Annotated in this window: 21 protein-coding genes; 4 read left to right on the forward strand and 17 right to left on the reverse strand. The window is 66.4% G+C overall.

All coding sequences use genetic code 11. From position 1 onward, the window contains the following. Positions 1-13: 13 nt before the first annotated feature. A complete protein-coding gene (locus VA613_RS07485; protein ID WP_324778478.1) occupies positions 14-919 on the reverse strand; it encodes an EscU/YscU/HrcU family type III secretion system export apparatus switch protein in 906 nt (301 codons plus the stop codon). 191 nt (positions 920-1,110) lie between these two features. Between VA613_RS07485 and VA613_RS07490 the strand changes: the two genes are divergently transcribed. Further along, on the forward strand, positions 1,111-1,704 hold the full coding sequence (locus VA613_RS07490) for an outer membrane beta-barrel protein (protein ID WP_324778479.1): 594 nt from the start codon (positions 1,111-1,113) through the stop codon (positions 1,702-1,704). A 66-nt stretch (positions 1,705-1,770) separates the two neighbouring features. On the opposite strand, the gene iscX is transcribed toward VA613_RS07490, so the two are convergent. The 11 genes from iscX to VA613_RS07545 all read right to left on the reverse strand — a co-directional run bounded on the left by iscX (position 1,771) and on the right by VA613_RS07545 (position 9,684). Beyond that, positions 1,771-1,965 carry a Fe-S cluster assembly protein IscX gene (iscX, locus tag VA613_RS07495; protein WP_456129300.1) on the reverse strand — a complete coding sequence of 65 codons (195 nt, stop codon included), beginning with the start codon at positions 1,963-1,965 and terminating at the stop codon, positions 1,771-1,773. A 1-nt stretch (position 1,966) separates the two neighbouring features. Further along, positions 1,967-2,305 carry an ISC system 2Fe-2S type ferredoxin gene (fdx, locus tag VA613_RS07500; protein WP_324778480.1) on the reverse strand — a complete coding sequence of 113 codons (339 nt, stop codon included), beginning with the start codon at positions 2,303-2,305 and terminating at the stop codon, positions 1,967-1,969. Between the two features lie 5 nt (positions 2,306-2,310). Continuing rightward, on the reverse strand, positions 2,311-3,093 hold the full coding sequence (locus VA613_RS07505) for a DUF3050 domain-containing protein (RefSeq protein ID WP_324778481.1): 783 nt from the start codon (positions 3,091-3,093) through the stop codon (positions 2,311-2,313). A gap of 16 nt (positions 3,094-3,109) precedes the next feature. Continuing rightward, on the reverse strand, positions 3,110-4,972 hold the full coding sequence (gene hscA / locus VA613_RS07510) for a Fe-S protein assembly chaperone HscA (protein ID WP_324778482.1): 1,863 nt from the start codon (positions 4,970-4,972) through the stop codon (positions 3,110-3,112). A 3-nt stretch (positions 4,973-4,975) separates the two neighbouring features. Then, entirely contained in the window at positions 4,976-5,503 is a 528-nt protein-coding gene (gene hscB, locus VA613_RS07515; RefSeq protein ID WP_324778483.1) for a Fe-S protein assembly co-chaperone HscB, read from the reverse strand. Between the two features lie 115 nt (positions 5,504-5,618). Beyond that, the gene (gene iscA, locus VA613_RS07520) at positions 5,619-5,942 is read right to left on the reverse strand and encodes an iron-sulfur cluster assembly protein IscA (RefSeq protein ID WP_324778484.1); all 324 of its coding nucleotides are present in this window, start codon (positions 5,940-5,942) and stop codon (positions 5,619-5,621) included. A 3-nt stretch (positions 5,943-5,945) separates the two neighbouring features. Further along, on the reverse strand, positions 5,946-6,332 hold the full coding sequence (iscU, locus tag VA613_RS07525) for a Fe-S cluster assembly scaffold IscU (protein WP_324778485.1): 387 nt from the start codon (positions 6,330-6,332) through the stop codon (positions 5,946-5,948). A 21-nt stretch (positions 6,333-6,353) separates the two neighbouring features. Next, a complete protein-coding gene (locus VA613_RS07530; RefSeq protein WP_324778486.1) occupies positions 6,354-7,562 on the reverse strand; it encodes an IscS subfamily cysteine desulfurase in 1,209 nt (402 codons plus the stop codon). A 22-nt stretch (positions 7,563-7,584) separates the two neighbouring features. Beyond that, a complete protein-coding gene (iscR, locus tag VA613_RS07535; RefSeq protein ID WP_324778487.1) occupies positions 7,585-8,046 on the reverse strand; it encodes a Fe-S cluster assembly transcriptional regulator IscR in 462 nt (153 codons plus the stop codon). A 76-nt stretch (positions 8,047-8,122) separates the two neighbouring features. Then, positions 8,123-8,881, reverse strand: a complete 759-nt coding sequence (cysE, locus tag VA613_RS07540; protein ID WP_324778488.1) for a serine O-acetyltransferase — start codon at positions 8,879-8,881, stop codon at positions 8,123-8,125. A gap of 38 nt (positions 8,882-8,919) precedes the next feature. Further along, complete coding sequence (locus VA613_RS07545) at positions 8,920-9,684, reverse strand: RNA methyltransferase (RefSeq protein WP_324778489.1); 765 nt, start codon at positions 9,682-9,684, stop codon at positions 8,920-8,922. A 44-nt stretch (positions 9,685-9,728) separates the two neighbouring features. Here VA613_RS07545 and VA613_RS07550 point away from each other — a divergent pair, with 44 nt between their 5' ends. Genes VA613_RS07550 through VA613_RS07560 form a run of 3 tightly spaced genes read left to right on the forward strand, consistent with a single transcriptional unit; the run spans position 9,729 to position 13,379 of the window. Continuing rightward, positions 9,729-10,535 carry an inositol monophosphatase family protein gene (locus VA613_RS07550; protein WP_324778490.1) on the forward strand — a complete coding sequence of 269 codons (807 nt, stop codon included), beginning with the start codon at positions 9,729-9,731 and terminating at the stop codon, positions 10,533-10,535. Positions 10,536-10,554: 19 nt separating this feature from the next. Beyond that, on the forward strand, positions 10,555-13,113 hold the full coding sequence (mutS, locus tag VA613_RS07555; protein WP_324778491.1) for a DNA mismatch repair protein MutS: 2,559 nt from the start codon (positions 10,555-10,557) through the stop codon (positions 13,111-13,113). Beyond that, positions 13,110-13,379 (forward strand): AF1514 family protein, encoded by a 270-nt coding sequence (locus tag VA613_RS07560; protein ID WP_324778492.1) that lies wholly within the window; start codon positions 13,110-13,112, stop codon positions 13,377-13,379. The genes mutS and VA613_RS07560 overlap by 4 nt, the downstream gene beginning before the upstream one ends. Here VA613_RS07560 and VA613_RS07565 read toward each other — a convergent pair. From VA613_RS07565 to nuoL, 5 genes are all read right to left on the reverse strand, one after another. Next, a complete protein-coding gene (locus tag VA613_RS07565; RefSeq protein ID WP_324778493.1) occupies positions 13,376-13,597 on the reverse strand; it encodes an RNA-binding S4 domain-containing protein in 222 nt (73 codons plus the stop codon). The two genes, VA613_RS07560 and VA613_RS07565, sit on opposite strands and share 4 nt — an antisense overlap. A gap of 5 nt (positions 13,598-13,602) precedes the next feature. Next, positions 13,603-13,905 (reverse strand): DUF2818 family protein, encoded by a 303-nt coding sequence (locus VA613_RS07570; protein ID WP_324778494.1) that lies wholly within the window; start codon positions 13,903-13,905, stop codon positions 13,603-13,605. Positions 13,906-13,974: 69 nt separating this feature from the next. After that, the gene (nuoN, locus tag VA613_RS07575; RefSeq protein ID WP_324778495.1) at positions 13,975-15,420 is read right to left on the reverse strand and encodes an NADH-quinone oxidoreductase subunit NuoN; all 1,446 of its coding nucleotides are present in this window, start codon (positions 15,418-15,420) and stop codon (positions 13,975-13,977) included. Positions 15,421-15,429: 9 nt separating this feature from the next. Continuing rightward, complete coding sequence (locus VA613_RS07580) at positions 15,430-16,914, reverse strand: NADH-quinone oxidoreductase subunit M (protein ID WP_324778496.1); 1,485 nt, start codon at positions 16,912-16,914, stop codon at positions 15,430-15,432. A 10-nt stretch (positions 16,915-16,924) separates the two neighbouring features. After that, positions 16,925-18,916 carry an NADH-quinone oxidoreductase subunit L gene (nuoL, locus tag VA613_RS07585; RefSeq protein ID WP_324778497.1) on the reverse strand — a complete coding sequence of 664 codons (1,992 nt, stop codon included), beginning with the start codon at positions 18,914-18,916 and terminating at the stop codon, positions 16,925-16,927. Between the last annotated feature and the right edge of the window lie 2 nt (positions 18,917-18,918).

Consider the following 18,918-nt stretch of genomic DNA (forward strand, 5'->3'; position numbering starts at 1 on the left):
ACGCCCTGCGCGCTCACCCGATCACCTCGTCAATCGCATTGGGCCTAGCGTTCGCCCCCGCGCCCGCAAGCGGGAGAGGGTTGGGGAGAGGGCTCGCATTGGGCCTGGCGTTCGCCCCCTCGCCCGCCTGCGGGAGAGGGTTGGGGAGAGGGCCCGCATTGGGTCTGGCATTCGCCCCCTGCCCCGCCTCCTGCTGGCGGCCGCGCATCTGCGCCCGGACTTCCGGATTGACCTCGGCCTCGCGGGCCTCCGCGAGCACCTCCTGCCACGTCATCGCATGCCGGCGCAGGTAGCGCCACCAGCGCCAGCCGGCATCGAGCGCCGCCGCCAGCGCGAGCGCCGCCGCCAGCACCAGCACCCCGCGCCCGATCCAGGCTGCGGTCCGCTCGAGCGCGACGCCGGGTTCGCTTCCGGCCAGGCTTTGCACGCCCGGCCAGCCGCTTGCCAGCGCCCAGCCGACCGCCCCGGCGGCGAGCGCGAGCTTGAGCAGTGTGAGCGTTCCATCGAACAGGGATTCCGGCGAGAACAGGCGCGCGACCGCCCGCAACGGCTCGATCCGCGTGAAGTCGGCGCGCGTCGCATGCGGCGCGAACACCCAGCCCGACAGCAGGACGGGGGCGACCAGCGCGGACACGCCGATGGCAGCCAGCACCGGCGCCAGGGCGAACAGGGTGGCCCAGGCCGCGTCGAGAAACGCCGGCGACAGGGGCTGCGCCGCGTGGAGGAAGGCCGCTTCGGTCAGCGCCTGCAGTGCGGCCAGCAGGCGCGGGGCTCCCCAACTCAGGCCGGCCAGTGCCGCCAGCAGAACGAGCCACGCCGTCAGCTCGCCGGAACGCGGCACGTCGCCGGCGCTGCGCGCCTCGTGGAGGCGCCGCGCGCTTGCCGGTTCGGTACGGGAAAGATCGGTCTCCTCGGCCATGGTCCTCTCGTGTTTCGGAGCAGTCTAGCACGAGCGGGAACGGCTTTTGCGTGGCGGCGAAGCGGGGGCGCCGGCTACCTAAATCCGGCAAAATCCATTACCCTGACGCTTGCCGAATCGGACCGCCCGTTCGGGGCCGCAGACAAGCCGGCAATCAACACAATAAATCATCTCTGGAGGAGCAACCCATCATGCGCACCATGCGTCTCGCGGCCGCCGCAGCGGCCGCCCTGTCCCTGTCCAATCCTGCGTCGGCCGGATTTTTCGATTTCACCCTGAGCCCTTACGTCGGCGCCAGTGCGGGCCGGGCCACGGCCGACGTCACGTGCCCTGCCGGAACCGCGTGCGACGACTCCGACACCGCCTGGAAGGTCTATGGCGGCCTCGAAGTCAACGAATTCATCTCGATGGAAGTCGGCTACCTCGACCTTGGCAAGGTGGGCTACACCGGCGCCAAGACCGGAACGCGCGAAACCAACGGCATGATGCTCCAGCTCGTCGGGACGTATGCGCTCAACCCCGATTTCACCCTGATGGCCCGTGGCGGCATGAACATCCTGAATACCGAGGTCAACGGGACGATCGCCGGCACGGCGAACGGCAACACCGGCGACACCGACGTCGTCTGGTCGCTGGGGCTCGGCGCGCAGTACAACGTGACCCAGTCGGTGGGACTGCGCGTCGAGTGGGAGCGCTATTTCAACACCGGCAGCCCGGCCGCCAACGGCGGCACCGGCGAAGCGGACGACGACCTGCTCTCCGCCGGCGTCGTGTTCAAGTTCTGAGCGCGAACGCATCCGAAGAAAAAAGGGGGCCGAGGCCCCCTTTTTTCGTCTGGGCGCACCGTTCCGTCAGCTGACCTCGTCGATCCACGCCATCTGGATCGCTTCCAGGATCTTCTCGCCGGAATGGTTGGGATCGTCGTCGAAGTCGGGCAATTCCATCACCCAGCTATGCAGGTCCGTGAAGCGGATCGTCCGGGGATCGATCTCGGGATGCGCCTCCGCGAGTTCGATGGCGATGTCGAGGGTATCGGTCCACTTCATCTCAATGTCCTTCCTTGACCATGTTGATGGTGTACTTGGGTATCTCGATGACCAGGTCCGCCTTCGCGACGCGCGCCTGACACGACAGGCGCGATTGCGGCTCGAGGCCCCATGCCTTGTCGAGCAGGTCGTCCTCCTCTTCGGTCGACGGTTCGAGCGAGCCGAACCCCTCGCGAACGATGACGTGGCAGGTCGTGCAGGCGCAGGATTTCTCGCAGGCGTGCTCGATCTCGACACCGTTGGCGAGCAGCGTGTCGCAGATGGTGTCGCCGGGCTTGGCTTCGATGACGGTGCCCTCGGGGCAGAGTTCGACGTGGGGCAGTACGATCAGTTGGGGCATCGGCTTCAGGCCACCAGGGCCGCTCGGGGTTGTTGACTCGGCAGGGCGGCGAGCACGCCGTCCCAGAATTTCAATCGCGCATCGACCGCGGCCGCGGCCGCCGCCTCGGCTTCGCGCCACTTGCCGGCATCCTCGCCGCACAGCGCAGCCAGCAGCCGCAGCGACAGGGGCGCGTGGAAGTCCTCGTCCAGATGAACGTGGCGGTTGAGATAGTAATGGAAGCTCGGCGCCTGCGCCTCGGTCACCGCCATGCGCGCCAGGAACGCGCGAAACATCGACGGGATGACGTGCTCGCGTCCGAGTGCCAGTGCGGCGGCGACCGCATGCGGCTTGCCGCTGTCGATGAAGCCGAAGGTCGTGCGGGTGAAGGCGGCGGCCGGCGCAGGCACCAGGCCCGATGCCAGGGCGGCATCGATGCCCTGCCCGCCCGCGAGCTCGACGAAACGCGCCGGCGTATCGGCGTCGGCGCCGATCTCGCGCATCGCGGCGAGATACAGCATGAAATGGCTGGTGAAACCCTCGTGCCCCGGCAGCGCGACGTCGGTCTCCTCTTCCAGCACCAGCTCGTTGATGAAGCGCTGCACCGACGCGTCACCGCGCGGCGTCCACGGCCAGCGCGCCGGCGCCACCGTGTGCTGCAGGTACTTGATCAGCGACATGAAGTCCCACACCGAATAGACGTGGTGCTGCATGAACACGCGCAGGTCGTCCAGCGTCCGGACGGCCGCGTAGATCGGGTGCGCTTCGAGCCTCACCCGCAGGGTTTCGATGAATGCGTCGTTCAACATCCTGGATACAAAGTGCTCAGCCGAAGGTTTCCAGCTTCTGCCCCGCCATCGCACGGCGCACGTTGCGGTCCATGCGGCGCTGGGCAAACTCGGTGGTGGCGGCATTGAGGGCCTCGATGCCGCGCTTGATGGCCTGGTGATCGGTGCCGGCGATCAGCTTTTCAAGACCGGCGATGCTCGCTTCGATCGCCGCGGTTTCGTCGGCGCTCAGCAGCGTGCCGTCCTCGGCCAGCGCCGCGCGCGTCGCCGCGATCAGGCCCTGCGCGTCGACGATCTGCTCGTTCAGCGCACGCGCGAACATGTCGTCCTTCGCATGGGTGAAGGCATCCTTCAGCATGCGCGTGATCTCCTCGTCGCCAAGGCCGTACGAGGGCTTGACCTGCACGCTGGCCTCGACGCCGCTGCTCTGCTCGCGCGCCGACACCGACAAGAGGCCGTCGGCATCGACCTGGAACGTCACGCGGATGCGCGCCGCCCCCGCCACCATCGGCGGGATGCCGCGCAGTTCGAAGCGCGCCAGCGAGCGGCAGTCGGCGGCGAGTTCGCGCTCGCCCTGCAGCACGTGGATGCTCATCGCCGTCTGGCCGTCCTTGAAGGTGGTGAAGTCCTGCGCGCGCGCGGTCGGTATGGTGGTGTTGCGCGGAATCACCTTCTCGGTGAGCCCGCCCATGGTCTCGAGGCCGAGCGACAGCGGAATGACGTCGAGCAGCAGCCAGTCGTCGCCGGCGCGGTTGCCCGCCAGCACATCCGCCTGCGTTGCGGCACCGAGGGCGACGACCTTGTCGGGGTCGAGGTTGGTCAGCGGGGTCTGCCTGAAGAAATCGGCGACGGCCTGGCGGATGCACGGCATGCGGGTCGAGCCCCCCACCATCACCACCCCCTTGACGTCGTCGACCGACAGGCCGGCGTCGCGCAGCGCCTTGCGGGTCGGGGCCAGCGTCTTGCCGACGAGGCTCGCCGTCATCGCGTTGAACTCTGCTTGCGTCAGCGTGGCGTCCATCATCTCGCCGGTCGACAGCACCGCGGTGACGCGTACTTCGCGGTGCTCGGTCAATGCCTCCTTGGCGTCGCGCGCCTTGGTCAGCAGGAGCCGCGCATCGCCAGCCGAAAGCGGGGCGAAGCGGCCCTGCTCGAGCATCCAGCAGAACACGCGCTGGTCGAAGTCGTCGCCGCCGAGCGCCGAGTCGCCATGGGTCGCCAGCACCTCGAACACGCCCTTGGAGAGCCTGAGGATGGAAATGTCGAAGGTACCGCCGCCGAGGTCGTACACGGCATAAATGCCTTCGGAGGCATTGTCGAGCCCATAGGCGATCGCCGCGGCCGTCGGCTCGTTGAGGAGGCGCAGCACGTTGAGGCCGGCGAGCTGGGCCGCATCCTTGGTGGCCTGGCGCTGGGCGTCGTCGAAGTAGGCGGGCACGGTGATCACCGCGCCGACCAGTTCGCCGCCGAGCGCCACCTCGGCGCGCTGGCGCAGCACCTTGAGGATCTCGGCCGAGACCTCGACCGGGCTCTTCACGCCCGCCGCCGTCTTCAGTTGCACCATGCCGGGCGCATCGACGAAGCGGTAGGGCAGGCTCGCGATGTCGTCGATGTCGGCGAGGCCGCGGCCCATGAAGCGCTTCACGGAGACGATGGTGTTGTGCGGGTCTGCGTTCTGCGCCGACTGCGCGCCGTGGCCGGCGTCGACGCGGCCGTCGGCGTGGTAGCGCACCACCGAAGGCAGCAGCGAATGTCCCGCGTCGTCGTCGAGGACGACCGCGAGACCCGAGCGCACGGTGGCCACGAGCGAGTTGGTCGTGCCCAGGTCGATCCCCACCGCCAGCCGGTGCTGGTGGGGTGCGGTGGACATGCCGGGTTCGGAAATCTGCAGCAGGGCCATGTCTTAGCTTTCGAGTTCTTCGTATACATCGCCGACCTCGGCGATGAGTTTGTCCATGAAACGCAGCTGGCGAACGGCCTCGGTGGCCGCGGCGTAATCATGTGTCCGGTCGAGCAGCGCGCCCAGTTCGGCCTCGATGCGGCGGTGCGCGGCGCGCAGGTCGTCCGACAGCGCGTCGAGCGCGTCGACATCCCGCCGGGCGCGCGCCTCGTCGATCGCCTCGCGCCACTCCATCTGCTGCATCAGGAACGCCGGCGCCATCTGGGTGTTGCCCGCATGGAGCGCATCGATGCCCTGCAGGCTCAGCAGATACACGCCGCGGTTCACCGGGTGCCTGAGCGTCTGGTAGGCCTCGTTCACCTGCGTTGCCCACTGCATCGCGACGCGCTGCTCGGCATCCGGCTGCGCTGCGAAGCGGTCCGGATGCACGGCATTCTGCAGTTCGCGGTAGGCCGCGTCGAGCTTGTCCCGGTCGAGCGCATAGGCCGTCGGCAGGCCGAACAGTTCGAAATGGGTGCGGGTGAAATCCATACCAAGGGGGCCAGGCGCCAGGGCCAGGATCGGGGACGTGCGCTTCGCGTCTTCAATGGGCGCGGCTGGGGCCGCACCTAGCCTAGCCCCTGGATCCTGATCCCGGCTCCTACCGTCAAACGTTGAATGACTCGCCGCAGCCGCACGCGTCCTTCACGTTCGGGTTGTTGAACTTGAAACCCTCGTTCAGGCCTTCGCGCGCGTAGTCGAGCTCGGTGCCGTCGATGTAGGGCAGGCTCTTGGGATCGACGAAGACCGTGACGCCGTGGCTGGTGAACACTTCGTCGCCATCCGGCACCTCGTCGGCGAACTCCAGCTTGTAGGCCATGCCGGAGCAGCCGCTGGTGCGCACGCCGAGACGGATGCCGACGCCCTTGCCGCGCTTGGCGAGGAAGCTGGTGACGTGTTGCGCGGCGCGTTCGGACAAGGTGACAGCCATGATTTACTCCAGGCCCTTCTTCTGCTTGTAGTCGGCGACCGCCGCCTTGATCGCGTCTTCGGCGAGGATCGAGCAGTGGATCTTCACCGGCGGCAGCGCCAGTTCCTCGGCAATCGCGGTGTTCTTGATCTCCATTGCCTGGTCGAGCGTCTTGCCCTTGACCCATTCGGTCACCAGCGAGGAAGACGCGATGGCGGAGCCGCAGCCGTAGGTCTTGAACTTGGCATCCTCGATGCGGCCATCGGCTCCCACCTTGATCTGCAGCTTCATGACGTCGCCGCAGGCGGGCGCGCCGACCATGCCGGTGCCGATGCCCTCTTCTTCCTTGGCGAAGGAGCCGACGTTGCGGGGATTCTCGTAATGGTCGAGTACTTTTTCGCTGTAGGACATGTGCGTTCTCCTTGCTTCAAATCAATGTGCAGCCCACTGCACGGTATTCAGGTCGATGCCGTCCTTGAACATCTCCCACAGCGGGGAGAGTTCGCGCAGCTTGCCGATCTTCTCGTGCAGAAGCTTGATCGCGTAGTCGACTTCCGCCTCGGTGGTGAAGCGGCCGATCGAGAAGCGGATCGAGCTGTGCGCCAGTTCGTCGCTGCGGCCCAGCGCACGCAGCACGTAGGACGGCTCGAGGCTGGCCGAGGTGCAGGCGGAACCCGACGACACGGCGAGGTCCTTGATCGCCATGATCAGGGATTCGCCTTCGACGAAGTTGAAGCTGACGTTGAGGTTGTGCGGCACGCGCCGCTCCATGTCGCCGTTGACATGCACTTCCTCGATGCCCTTGAGGCCGTTGTAGAGGCGGTCGCGCAGCATGCGGATGCGCTCGTTTTCCGCCGCCATCTCTTCGCGGGCGATGCGGAAGGCCTCGCCCATGCCGACGATCTGGTGCGTCGCCAGGGTGCCCGAGCGCATGCCGCGCTCGTGGCCGCCGCCGTGCATCTGCGCCTCGAGGCGGATGCGCGGCTTGCGGCGCACGTAGAGGGCGCCGATGCCCTTGGGGCCGTAGGTCTTGTGCGCCGAGAACGACATCAGGTCCACCGGCAGCGTCTTCAGGTCGATCGGCATCTTGCCGGTGGCCTGGGCGGCGTCGACGTGGAAGACCACGCCCTTCTCCCGGCAGATCCTGCCGATCGCCTCGATGTCCTGGATGACGCCGATCTCGTTGTTGACCGCCATCACCGAGGCCATCACCGTATCGGGGCGGATCGCGGCGCGGAATTCGTCGAGGTCGATGAGGCCGTTTTCCTTGACGCCCAGATAGGTCGCCTCGAAGCCCTGGCGCTCCATCTCGCGCACGGTGTCGAGCACGGCCTTGTGTTCGGTCTTCACGGTGATGATGTGCTTGCCCTTGGTGGCGGCGTAAAAGTGGCCGGCGCCCTTGATGGCGAGGTTGTTCGATTCGGTCGCGCCCGAGGTGAAGACGATTTCCTTGGGGTCGGCGCCGACCAGCGCGGCGATGTGGCCGCGCGCTTCTTCCACGGCCGCTTCGGCTTCCCAGCCGAAGGGGTGCGAGCGCGAGGCGGGGTTGCCGAAATGCTCGGTCAGGTAGGGAATCATTTTCTCGGCCACGCGCGGGTCGACCGGGGTGGTGGCGGAGTAATCGAAATAAATGGTCTTCATCGTTTTGCCCTGATTGAATCGTTCAAGCGACCAGCGACACCTTCGATGCGCGCCGGTCCTGCAGCACCTTTTCCTTGCACTCGTCCTGCTTGGCCACCAAGGAAGCCAGCGTGACGTTGTCCAGGTAGTCGTAGATGTGGGCATTCAGGCCCACCCACAGGTCATGGGTCAGGCAGCGGTGCTCGTCGTGGCAGTTTTCCTTGCCGCCGCACTGGGTGGCGTCGATCGGCTCGTCGACCGCGCGGATGATGTCCGCCACGCTGACGTCGTCGAGCGGCTTGGCGAGGTAGTAGCCGCCGCCAGGTCCGCGCACGCTCTCGACCAGTTCATGGCGGCGCAGGCGGCTGAAAAGCTGCTCGAGATAGGACAGGGAAATGTCCTGGCGCTCGCTGATGCCGGCCAGCGTCACCGGATTCTTGCCGCCGCGCAGCGCCAGGTCGAGCATGGCGGTGACGGCAAATCGACCCTTGGTCGTCAATCTCATGACTGGTTCTCCTGAAATTTCGCCCGAACTATAAAATTCCCGAGCATTTCAGTCAACTATTACTTACCTTACTGAATTAGTCAACTATTTTGTTCAGATAGTTCGGATCGAAATCGTCGGGCCGGTCCTGTGCGGCCGGCACCTCGGCGCCAAGCTTCTGCAGCTGCGCCAGGATCAGGTCGAGCCGATGGTCGATGTGCGCCGAATGGTCGATCAGGCCGTGGATCGCCTTGACCATCGGATCGTTCATGTCGGCCGAGATGGCGTAGGCCGAGAAGCCGAGCTTTTCCGCCTGCTTGTTGCGCTGCTTCTCGGCCGCGCTGTCGAGGATGCGCGCGGGAATGCCGACTGCCGTCGCGTCGTCGGGGACGTCCTTGACCACCACGGCGTTCGAACCGACCCGTGCATTGGCGCCGACGGTGATCGGCCCGAGAATCTTGGCCCCCGCCCCGACGACCACCCCGTTCTTCAGCGTCGGGTGCCGCTTGCCCTTGTTCCACGAGGTGCCGCCCAGCGTCACGCCGTGATAGAGGGTGCAGTCGTCCCCGATCTCGGCCGTCTCGCCGACGACCACGCCCATGCCGTGGTCGATGAAGACGCGGCGGCCGATGGTCGCGCCGGGATGGATCTCGATCCCGGTGAGCCAGCGTCCGACGTGCGACGTGAAGCGCGCCAGCCATTTCCACTGCAGGCGCCACAGCTTGTTCGCCAGCCGATGGATCACCATCGCATGGAAGCCGGGATACGTCGTCACGACCTCGAAGGTCGAGCGCGCCGCCGGGTCGCGGTCGAACACGACTGCGATGTCTTCCTTGAGTTGGCTGAAGAGGCTCATGCGGGGAGGATGGCGTTTCCGAGTATATTAGTCAACCATTATGGACGGTGGGTTCCGCTCCGGGCCGCGGCAGCCTTGGCCTCCTGCGCCGCGGTCAGGATGCCGCGCAGGATGTTCACTTCCTCCCTGGCAAGCCGGGTGCGCGAAAACAGCCGCCGCAGCTTCAGCATCAGCTTGCCGGGCGAGCCGGGGTTGAGGAATTCCAGCTCGGCGAGCGCCGTCTCCAGATGCGCATAGAACTTCTCGATCTCGTCGCCGGTCGCGCCCTCGACCTCCGGCTGCGGCCAGCGCTCCCTGCCGTGCCAGGCCTGGCGGATCTCGTAGCACAGCACCTGCACGGCCGCCGCGAGGTTGAGCGAGCTGTAATCGGGGTTGGCCGATATCGTGACCAGCCCCTGGCACAAACTCAGTTCCTCGTTCGAGAGCCCGCTGGTCTCGTTGCCGAACACCAGCGCCACCGGTGCCGCCTGTGCCTCGCCCAGCAGCCTTTCCGCCGCTTCGGGGGGCGTCAACACTTCGGCGACGATGTCGCGCCGACGCGCGGACACCCCCAGCGCCAGCACGGTGTCGGCGAGCGCCTCGTCCAGCGTTGCGCAGACCCGCGCGTTCGCCAGCACGTCGGTCGCCCCTGAGGCCATCGCATCGGCCTGGCTGTTGGGAAAGACCGCGGGATCGACCAGATAGAGTTGCGACAGCCCCATCGTCTTCATCGCCCGTGCGGCAGCGCCGATATTGCCCGGATGGCTGGTGCGTGCCAGCACCACGCGGATAGCGGCGAGAAGTTTCGGGTCTGGTGCTGTCATCAAGTAAAATGCCGGCTTCGTTCTTTGAAGCCCGTGTACTCCCAATGCATCCCATGCTCAATACGGCGGTGAAAGCCGCACGCAAGGCGGGGGCGATCATCAATCGCGCCTCGCTCGACCTCGACCAACTCACCGTCCGCAGCAAGCAGGATCGCGATTACGTCAGCGAGGTCGACCAGATGGCCGAACGCGCCATCATCGAAACGCTGCTCGACGCCTATCCGAACCACGGGATTCTAGCAGAGGAGTCCGGCGCGGCCGACGCCCGAAACGGCGAGGACTACCAGTGGATCATCGATCCGCTCGACGGCACGACCAACTTCCTGCACGGCCTGCCGCAGTACTCGGTTTCGATCGCGCTGAAGCACAAGGGCCAGATCACCCAGGCCGTCGTGTTCGACCCCGCGCGCAACGAGCTCTTCACCGCCAGCCGCGGCCGCGGCGCCACCCTCAACGACCGCCGCATCCGCGCCAGCAAGCGCAGCAAGCTGTCCGAATGCCTGATCGGCACCGGGTTCCCGTTCCGCGAATTCGACTTCGCCGAGGCCTACATCAACATGTTCCGCGACATGATGAAGGCCACCTCGGGACTGCGCCGCCCCGGCTCCGCCGCGCTCGACCTCGCCTGGGTCGCATGCGGCCGCTACGACGGCTTCTGGGAGATGCGCCTGAACCCGTGGGACCTCGCCGCCGGCAGCCTGATCGCGCAGGAGGCCGGCGCGCTGGTCGGCAACTTCATGGGCAACGAAGGCTTTCTCGAATCCGGCAACATCGTCGCCGGCAACCCCAAGGTGTTCGCACAGATGCTGCAGATCCTTGCGCCGCACCTGCCGCCGGAACTCAAGGTCTGATCCCGCACCTCGCACAGCAATGACGACCGCCAGGGAGGCCGCCGGCCACACGCCGATGATGCAGCAGTACCTCGGCATCAAGGCGCAGCATCCCGACATGCTGCTGTTCTACCGCATGGGCGACTTCTACGAGCTGTTCCATGAGGATGCCGAGAAAGCCGCACGACTCCTCAATATCACGCTGACCACGCGCGGCGCCTCGGCCGGCATGCCGATCAAAATGGCTGGCGTGCCCTACCACAGCGCCGAGCAGTACCTGGCCCGCCTGCTGAAGCTGGGCGAATCGGTGGTGATCGCCGAGCAGGTCGGCGATCCCGCCGCCTCGAAAGGCCCGGTCGAGCGCCAGGTCACGCGCATCGTCACCCCCGGCACGCTGACCGACTCGGGCCTGCTGGACGAGACGCGCGATACACTCATCCTCGCGATCGCGCCGGGTGCCGATACGCTCGGCCTGGCCTGGATCAATCTCGCTGCCGGCCGCTTCCAGGTCAGCGAGATCGCCCCTGCCGCGCTGACTGCCCTGCTCTCCCGCGTGCGCCCGGCGGAAATCCTGGCCCCGGACGACTTCGCGCTCGACGCGCCCTGCGCGGTGCGCCGCCTGGCGCCGTGGCAGTTCGACTCGGCCAGCGCGCAGGCCCGGCTCGCGCAGCAGTTCGGCAGCCGCGACCTCGCCGGCTTCGGCGTCGCCGACCTGCCGCTCGCCATCGCGGCCGCCGGCGCCCTGCTCGACTACATCCAGGCCACGCAGCGCACCGCGCTGCCCCACATTCAATCCATCCGCGCCGAGCGCGACGGCGAGTTCGTCCAGCTCGACGCCGCCACCCGGCGCAACCTCGAGCTCACCGAGACCCTGCGCGGCGAGCCGGCGCCGACGCTGCAGTCGGTGCTCGACACCACCGCCACCGGCATGGGCACGCGACTCTTGCGCCACTGGCTGCACCACCCGCTGCGCGACCGCGACATCCTGAGCGGGCGGCGCGACGCCATCGGGGTGCTCGCCGACACGCCCGACAGCGCCGCCGCGATCAGCCGCGCGCTGAGGGGCTGCGCCGACGTCGAGCGCATCGGCGGCCGCATCGCCCTCCGCAACGCCCGCCCGCGCGACCTCTCCGGCCTGCGCGACACGCTCGCGCTGCTGCCCGAGCTCGCCGCCGTCCTGCCTGACGACCGCGCGCGCCTGCGCGCGCTGCGCGACGCACTTGCCGCCCGTCCCGACCTGCACGCCCTGCTCGCCCGCGCGGTCCAGCCCGAGCCCGCCAGCGTCTTGCGCGAAGGCGGCGTCATCGCCGACGGCTTCGACGCCGAGCTCGACGAGCTGCGCGCGCTGACACGCGACGCCGGCGCCTTCCTGCTGGAGCTGGAAGCGCGCGAGCGCGCACGCAGCGGCATCGGCAATTTGAAAGTCGAGTACAACAAGGTGCACGGCTTCTATATCGAGGTCAGCCGCGCGCAGGCGGACAAGGTGCCGGACGACTACCGCCGCCGGCAGACACTGAAGAACGCCGAGCGCTACATCACGCCCGAACTGAAAGCCTTCGAGGACAAGGCGCTGTCGGCGCAGGAACGTGCGCTGGCCCGCGAAAAACTGCTGTTCGACGGGCTGCTCGACACGCTGACGCCACACGTCCCCGACCTGCTGGCGATCGCCGCCGCGCTCGCCGAGATCGACGTGCTGGCGAGCCAGGCCGAGCGCGTCGGCACGCTGAAGCTGTGCGCGCCCGACTACACGAGCGAGCCCGGCATCGTCATCCGCGGCGGCCGCCATCCGGTGGTCGAGGCCCAGGTCGAGCACTTCATCGCCAACGACGTCACGCTCAACCGCACCCGGCAGATGCTGCTCATCACCGGCCCCAACATGGGCGGCAAGTCGACCTACATGCGCCAGGTCGCGCTGATCACGCTGATGGCATGCTGCGGCCTGTGGGTGCCCGCAACGTCGGCGAGGATCGGCGACATCGACCAGATCTTCACCCGCATCGGCGCCTCGGACGACCTCGCCGGCGGACGCTCGACCTTCATGGTCGAGATGACCGAGACCGCCCACATCCTGCACAACGCCAGTGCCAACAGTCTCGTATTGCTCGACGAGATCGGCCGCGGCACCTCGACCTTCGACGGTCTCGCGCTGGCGTGGGCGGTGGCGCGCCATCTGGTGACCGCGACGCGTGCGTTCACGCTGTTCGCCACCCATTATTTCGAGCTGACCCAGCTGGCGCAGGAGTTCCGCCAACTCGCCAACGTCCACCTCGACGCCAAGGAACACGGCACCGACCTGGTGTTCCTGCACGCGGTCGAGGAAGGACCGGCCTCGCAGAGCTACGGCATTCAGGTGGCGCGGCTGGCCGGCGTCCCGAGCCCGGTGATCCATGCCGCGCGCCGCCACCTGCGCGAACTGGAAGACGCGCAGCTGCAGCCCGGCCCCCAGGGCGACCTGTTCGCCGCACACCTGCCCAACGACGAGCCGCCGCCGCATCCTGCGCTCGACCAGCTGCGCGAGCTCGACCCCGATACGCTCACGCCGAAGGCGGCGCTGGACATGCTCTATGCCTTGAAGGCGCTCACGGATACGGCGCCATGAAGACGCTCCGTCTGGACGCCGCCGAACTCGGCATCGACTTCAACGCCGCGCTGAAGCTGGCGACGGCGATCGCCGTGCAGCATCTGGGGGAAGAAACGATGTTGCTGAGCTGGTACGACCGCGAACGCGATCTCGAATCCCCGGCCGGGGTGAGCGAATGCCACGAGGGCTGCGCCACCAAGGGGTCGTGGGACTACGCGCTGAACCGTGGCGCACGGCTGGCGGTGGAATTCGATGCCGGCCGGTTCTTCTTCTGCTTTCTCTAGGGCGCGGCCAGCACCCGGACGATCCGCCCCTGGCAGGCGACGGTCTGCCCGGCGCGTATCTTGGCAGTCTTGCGGCTTTCCGGACGCCCGTCGACCGTGACCTCGCCGTGGGCAATCATCATCTTGCCCTGCCCGCCGCTGTCCGCGAGTCCGGCGAGCTTGAGCAGGTCGCACAGCGCGACGTGATCGCCGCGCAACCGAAATTCGAGCGCGTCCATGGCGGTCAGGCGCCGCGCTTGCGCCAGAGATAGCGGTAGACGAAGCCCGGATAGGCAAACACCAGGAACAGCGCGGCGGTAATCGCGTAGAACTCCCATCCCTGGCGCTGGATGTCGCCCTGGCTACCTTCGAGCAGCCGGCCGATGCCGCCGACCACAAAATAGAGCAGCGTCAGTTCAAGCAGCCGCCAGGCGAAATTCTTGCCGCCGGCCCCGGGCCGGACCACGAAAAAGGTGCGTTCCACGAGGAACGGCAGGTTGGCGGCGACAAACGCCAGGATCAGCAGCAGAGTGGTCGAGAAGTTCACGGTGGGTCCGAAAGCGAGGTAACGCCGGAGCAGACCCGCTCCGGCGCGGTTTGGTTCACAAATCCCGGGTCAGAAGGATGCGCCGACGGCGTGGATGCACACGGCCATCAAGGGCTGCGGCAGGATTCCCAGCGCGAGAATCGCCAGTCCGTTCGCGGACATCATGATACGCGCATCGGGGCTCGCGACGATGGGCGAGGTGTCGAGCGGCGCATCGAAATACATCAGTTTGACGACGCGCAGATAATAGAACGCGCCGATCAGGGAGAACAGCACCGCGGCGACCGCAAGCCACACGTAGTCGATGGCCACGACGGCCTGCAGCACGGTAAGCTTGGCGTAGAAGCCGACCGTAGGCGGCACCCCCGCCATCGAGAACATCAGCAGCAGCATCATGAAGGCCAGCCACGGGCTGCGGCGGTTGAGCCCCTTGAAGTCCTCGAGGCGGTCCGCCTCGAACCCGGCCCGCGACAGCAGCAGGATCATGCCGAATCCGCCCAGCGTCATCAAGGTGTACGAAAGCACGTAGAACATCGCGCCGCTGTACCCGCTCTGCGAGCCGGACAGGATGCCGAGCAGCATGAAACCCATGTGCGAGATGGTCGAGTAGGCCAGCATACGCTTGAGGTTGGTCTGCGCGATGGCCGCGATGTTGCCGACCGCCATCGACAGGACGGCCAGGATCACCAGCATGTCGCGCCAGTCCGCCACCTGCGATTCCAGCCCCTGCCCGAGGATACGCACGACGAAAGCGAAGGCGGCGATCTTGGGAGCCGATCCGATGAACAGCGTCATGGCGGTCGGGGCGCCGTGATAGACATCGGGCACCCACATGTGGAACGGGACCGCGCCGAGCTTGAAGGCAAGTCCCGCAATGATGAAGACGATGCCGAACACGAGCGGGATGCGCAGGTCCGTGCCGTCCTGCAGCGCGATCGCGATATCCCCGAGGCCGAGCGACCCGGTGACGCCGTAGACCATCGACATGCCGTAAAGCAGCATGCCCGAGGCGAGCGCGCCAAGCACGAAATACTTCATCGCCGCCTCGGTCGCCACGCTCGAGTCGCGCTGCAGCGCCACCATGGCATAGAGGGAGAGCGAGAGGAGTTCGAGGCCCAGATACAGGGTGAGGAAGTGTCCGGCCGACACCATCACCATCATGCCGAGCAGGGCAAACAGAACGAGCGCGAAGAACTCGCCGCGGTAAAGTCCCCGGGCGCGCAGGTACTCGCGCGAATACACCAGGGCCATTGCTACGGTCAGGTAAAGGAAGAGGTTCAGCACACCCGCCAGGGGATCGTCGATGACCAGGCCATCTAATCCGAGCACCGGGAATGACGAGAAGCGGAGCACGGTCAGAAACGCCGCCCCAGCGAGGGTGGCAAGCGAGACCGCATAGGCGAGATAGCGCTTGGTGTCATCGACCGCGGCGTCGACCACCAGGATCAGCGAAACCATGGCCAGCACGAAAATCTCGGGAAAGGCCGGAGCGAATTGCAGGATGGCGTGGCGCATCTGGGAACCTTAAGGCAGTTTGCTCTGGGCGACGTGCGCCAGCAGGTCGACGACCGACGCGTGCATCACGTCGGTGAACGGCTTGGGATAAAGGCCCATGGCCAGCACGCACAGCGCCAGCGTCGCGAGCAGCAGGATTTCCCGGGCGTTCACGTCCTTCATCTCCTCGACGCGAGGGCTCGCGACGGCTCCGAACACGACGCGCTTGTACATCCACAGGGTGTATGCCGCGCCGGTGATCAGCGAGGTGGCGGCGACGAACGCGAACCAGAAGTTCACCTGGGTCGAGGCCATGATGACCATGAATTCGCCGACGAAGCCGCTGGTCGCGGGCAGGCCCGAGTTGGCCATCGCGAACAGCATGAAGAACGCGGCGAACACCGGCATCCTGTTGACGAGTCCGCCGTAGTCCTTGATCTGGCGGGAATGCAGACGGTCGTACATGACGCCGATGCAGAGGAACAGCGCCGCGGAGACGAAGCCGTGCGAGATCATCTGCACCAGTCCGCCCTCCCAGCCGAGCGGGTTGAACAGGAAGAAGCCGAGGGTGACGAAGCCCATGTGGGCGATCGACGAATAGGCGATGAGCTTCTTCATGTCCGCCTGCACCAGCGCGACGAGGCCGATATAGGCCACCGCGATCAGCGACAGGGCGATCACCAGCCAGGCGAGTTCGTGCGCGGCGTCCGGCACGATCGGCAGGATGAAGCGCAGGAAGCCGTAGGCGCCGACTTTCAGGGTGATCGCCGCCAGCACGACCGAGCCGCCCGTCGGCGCCTCGACGTGGGCATCCGGCAGCCAGGTATGCACCGGCCACATCGGCACCTTGACGCCGAAGGCCAGCAGGAAGGCGAAGAACATCAGCGTCTGCGCGGTCATGCCGAGCGTCGTCCGGTGCCAGGTCTGGATGTCGAAGCTGCCGCCCGACTGGTAGTAGAGGTAGATGAACGACACCAGCATCAACAGCGAACCGAGCAGCGTGTAGAGGAAGAACTTGAACGCGGCATACACCCGGTTCGGCCCGCCCCAGATGCCGACGATCAGGTACAGCGGGATCAGCATGCCCTCGAAGAAGACATAGAACAGGATGCCATCGAGCGCGGCGAACGCGCCGTTAATGAGTCCCGACATGATGAGGAAGGCGGCCATGTACTGCGCGACCTTGTCCTGGATCACTTCCCAGCCCGCGATCACCACGAGCACGGTGACGAAGCTGTTGAGCAGGATCAGGGGCATCGAGATGCCGTCGACGCCCAGGTGGTAGGACACGTTGAATGCGGGAATCCATGCGCGCTGCTCGACGAACTGCATGGCGGCGGTACCCGTATCGAAGCCGGTCGCGAGCGGGATGGCGACGATCAGGCCAAGCAGCGAACCGGCGAGGGCCAGCCAGCGTGCCAGCGCGGCGTTGCGGTCGGAGCCGGTGGCCAGAACGATGGCACCGGCCACGATCGGGATCCAGATGACGAGGGAAAGGAGAGCCTGTCCGAACATGGTTGTCGTTCTAGTTGAGCCGCGCGAACCAGGTCACCAGGGCAAACACCCCGATCAGCATGGCGAAGGCGTAGTGATAGATGTAACCCGACTGGAAGGCCTTGACCAGCCGGGAAAACCGTTCGACAAGCCGCGCCGAGCCATTGACGATCCAGCCGTCGATCACGCCCTGGTCGCCGTGCCGCCACAACCCGCTTCCGAGCATGCGTGCACCGCCGGCGAAGAGCCAGCTGTAGAGTTCGTCGAACCAGTACTTGTTCACCAGCAAGCGGTAGATGAAGCGGAAGCGCTGCGCCAGCGCCGCGGGAATGTCGGGGCGCCGCAGATAGAAGAACGCCGCCAGTCCGACGCCCGCGGCAGCCAGCCAGAAAGGCAGCGTCGTCAGGGCATGCAGGCCCATCGCCATCGCGCCGCCGAAATCCCGGTTGAGCTCCGTCATGACGGGATGGCGGTCGGCGACGTAGATCGCCTTGCCGAAGAAATCGCCGAACAGCATGGGCTCGACGGTCATGTAGCCGATCGCCAGCGACGGCAGGGCCAGCGCCAGCAAGGGTCCGGTGACGACCCACGGCGTCTCCTGCGGCGCCGCACCATGGCCATGATGGTCGTCCGGCTCGTTGCCGTGCGCGTGACCCTGGCGGAAGCGCTCCTTGCCGTGGAACACCAGGAAGTACATCCGGAAGGAATAGAACGCCGTGACGAACACGCCGGCGAGCACGGCGAAATACGCGAAGCCCGCCCCCGGCAGGTGCGACAGCTTCGCCGCCTCGATGATGTTCTCCTTGGAATAGAAGCCCGACAGGAAGGGCGTGCCGATCAGCGCGAGCGAGCCGATCAGCGAGGTGATCCAGGTGATCGGCATGTATTTCCTCAGGCCGCCCATGTAGCGGATGTCCTGGTTGTGGTGCATCGCGATGATGACGGAGCCGGCGGCGAGAAACAGCAGCGCCTTGAAGAAGGCGTGCGTCATCAGGTGGAACACCGCGACCGAATAGGCCGACGCGCCCAGTGCCACGGTCATGTAGCCGAGCTGCGACAGGGTCGAATAGGCCACCACCCGCTTGATGTCGTTCTGCACCATGCCGAGGAAGCCCATGAACAGCGCGGTGATCGCGCCGATCACCATGACGACGCTGAGCGCGGTGTCCGAAAGCTCGTACAGGGGCGACATGCGCGCCACCATGAAGATGCCGGCCGTCACCATGGTCGCGGCGTGGATCAGCGCGGAGATCGGCGTCGGACCTTCCATCGAGTCGGGCAGCCAGACGTGCAGCGGGAACTGCGCGGACTTGCCCATCGCGCCGACGAACAACAGCAGGGCGATCACCGTCATCAGGCTCCACGGCGAGCCCGGCAAAATCGTGATGGTTTCGCCGGCGAGCGCGGGTGCCTTGGCGAACACGGTCGCGTAGTCGAGCGAGCCGAAATACGCGAGCACGAGGCCGATGCCGAGGATGAAGCCGAAATCGCCGACGCGGTTGACGAGGAAGGCCTTCAGGTTCGCGTAGATCGCGCTTTCCTTGGTGTACCAGAAGCCGATCAGCAGGTAGGAGACGAGCCCGACCGCCTCCCACCCGAAGAACAGCTGCAGGAAGTTGTTGCTCATCACCAGCATCAGCATCGAGAAGGTGAACAGCGAGATGTAGGAAAAGAAGCGCTGGTAGCCCGGATCGTCGTGCATGTAGCCGATCGTGTACACATGCACCATCAGCGAGACGAAGGTCACGACCAGCATCATCATCGCGGTCAGCGCGTCGATCAGGAAGCCGACCTCGAAATGCAGCTTGCCCAGCGCCATCCACGTATAGACGGTGCCGTTGAACGTGTGGCCCGCGAGCACGTCCTGGAAGACGAGGACCGATGCGACGAACGCCGCCGCCACGCCGGCGATGGTGACGAGGTGGGCGCCGGTGCGGCCGACCAGCCGTCCGAGCAGGCCCGCGACGATGGCGCCGGCCAGGGGCGCCAGAGGCACGACGAGATAGAGCGTCTGCATGTCCATGC

Origin of the sequence: Thiobacillus sp. SCUT-2 (assembly GCF_035621355.1) — a bacterium.
Taxonomy (GTDB): Bacteria; Pseudomonadota; Gammaproteobacteria; order Burkholderiales; family Thiobacillaceae; genus Thiobacillus; species Thiobacillus sedimenti.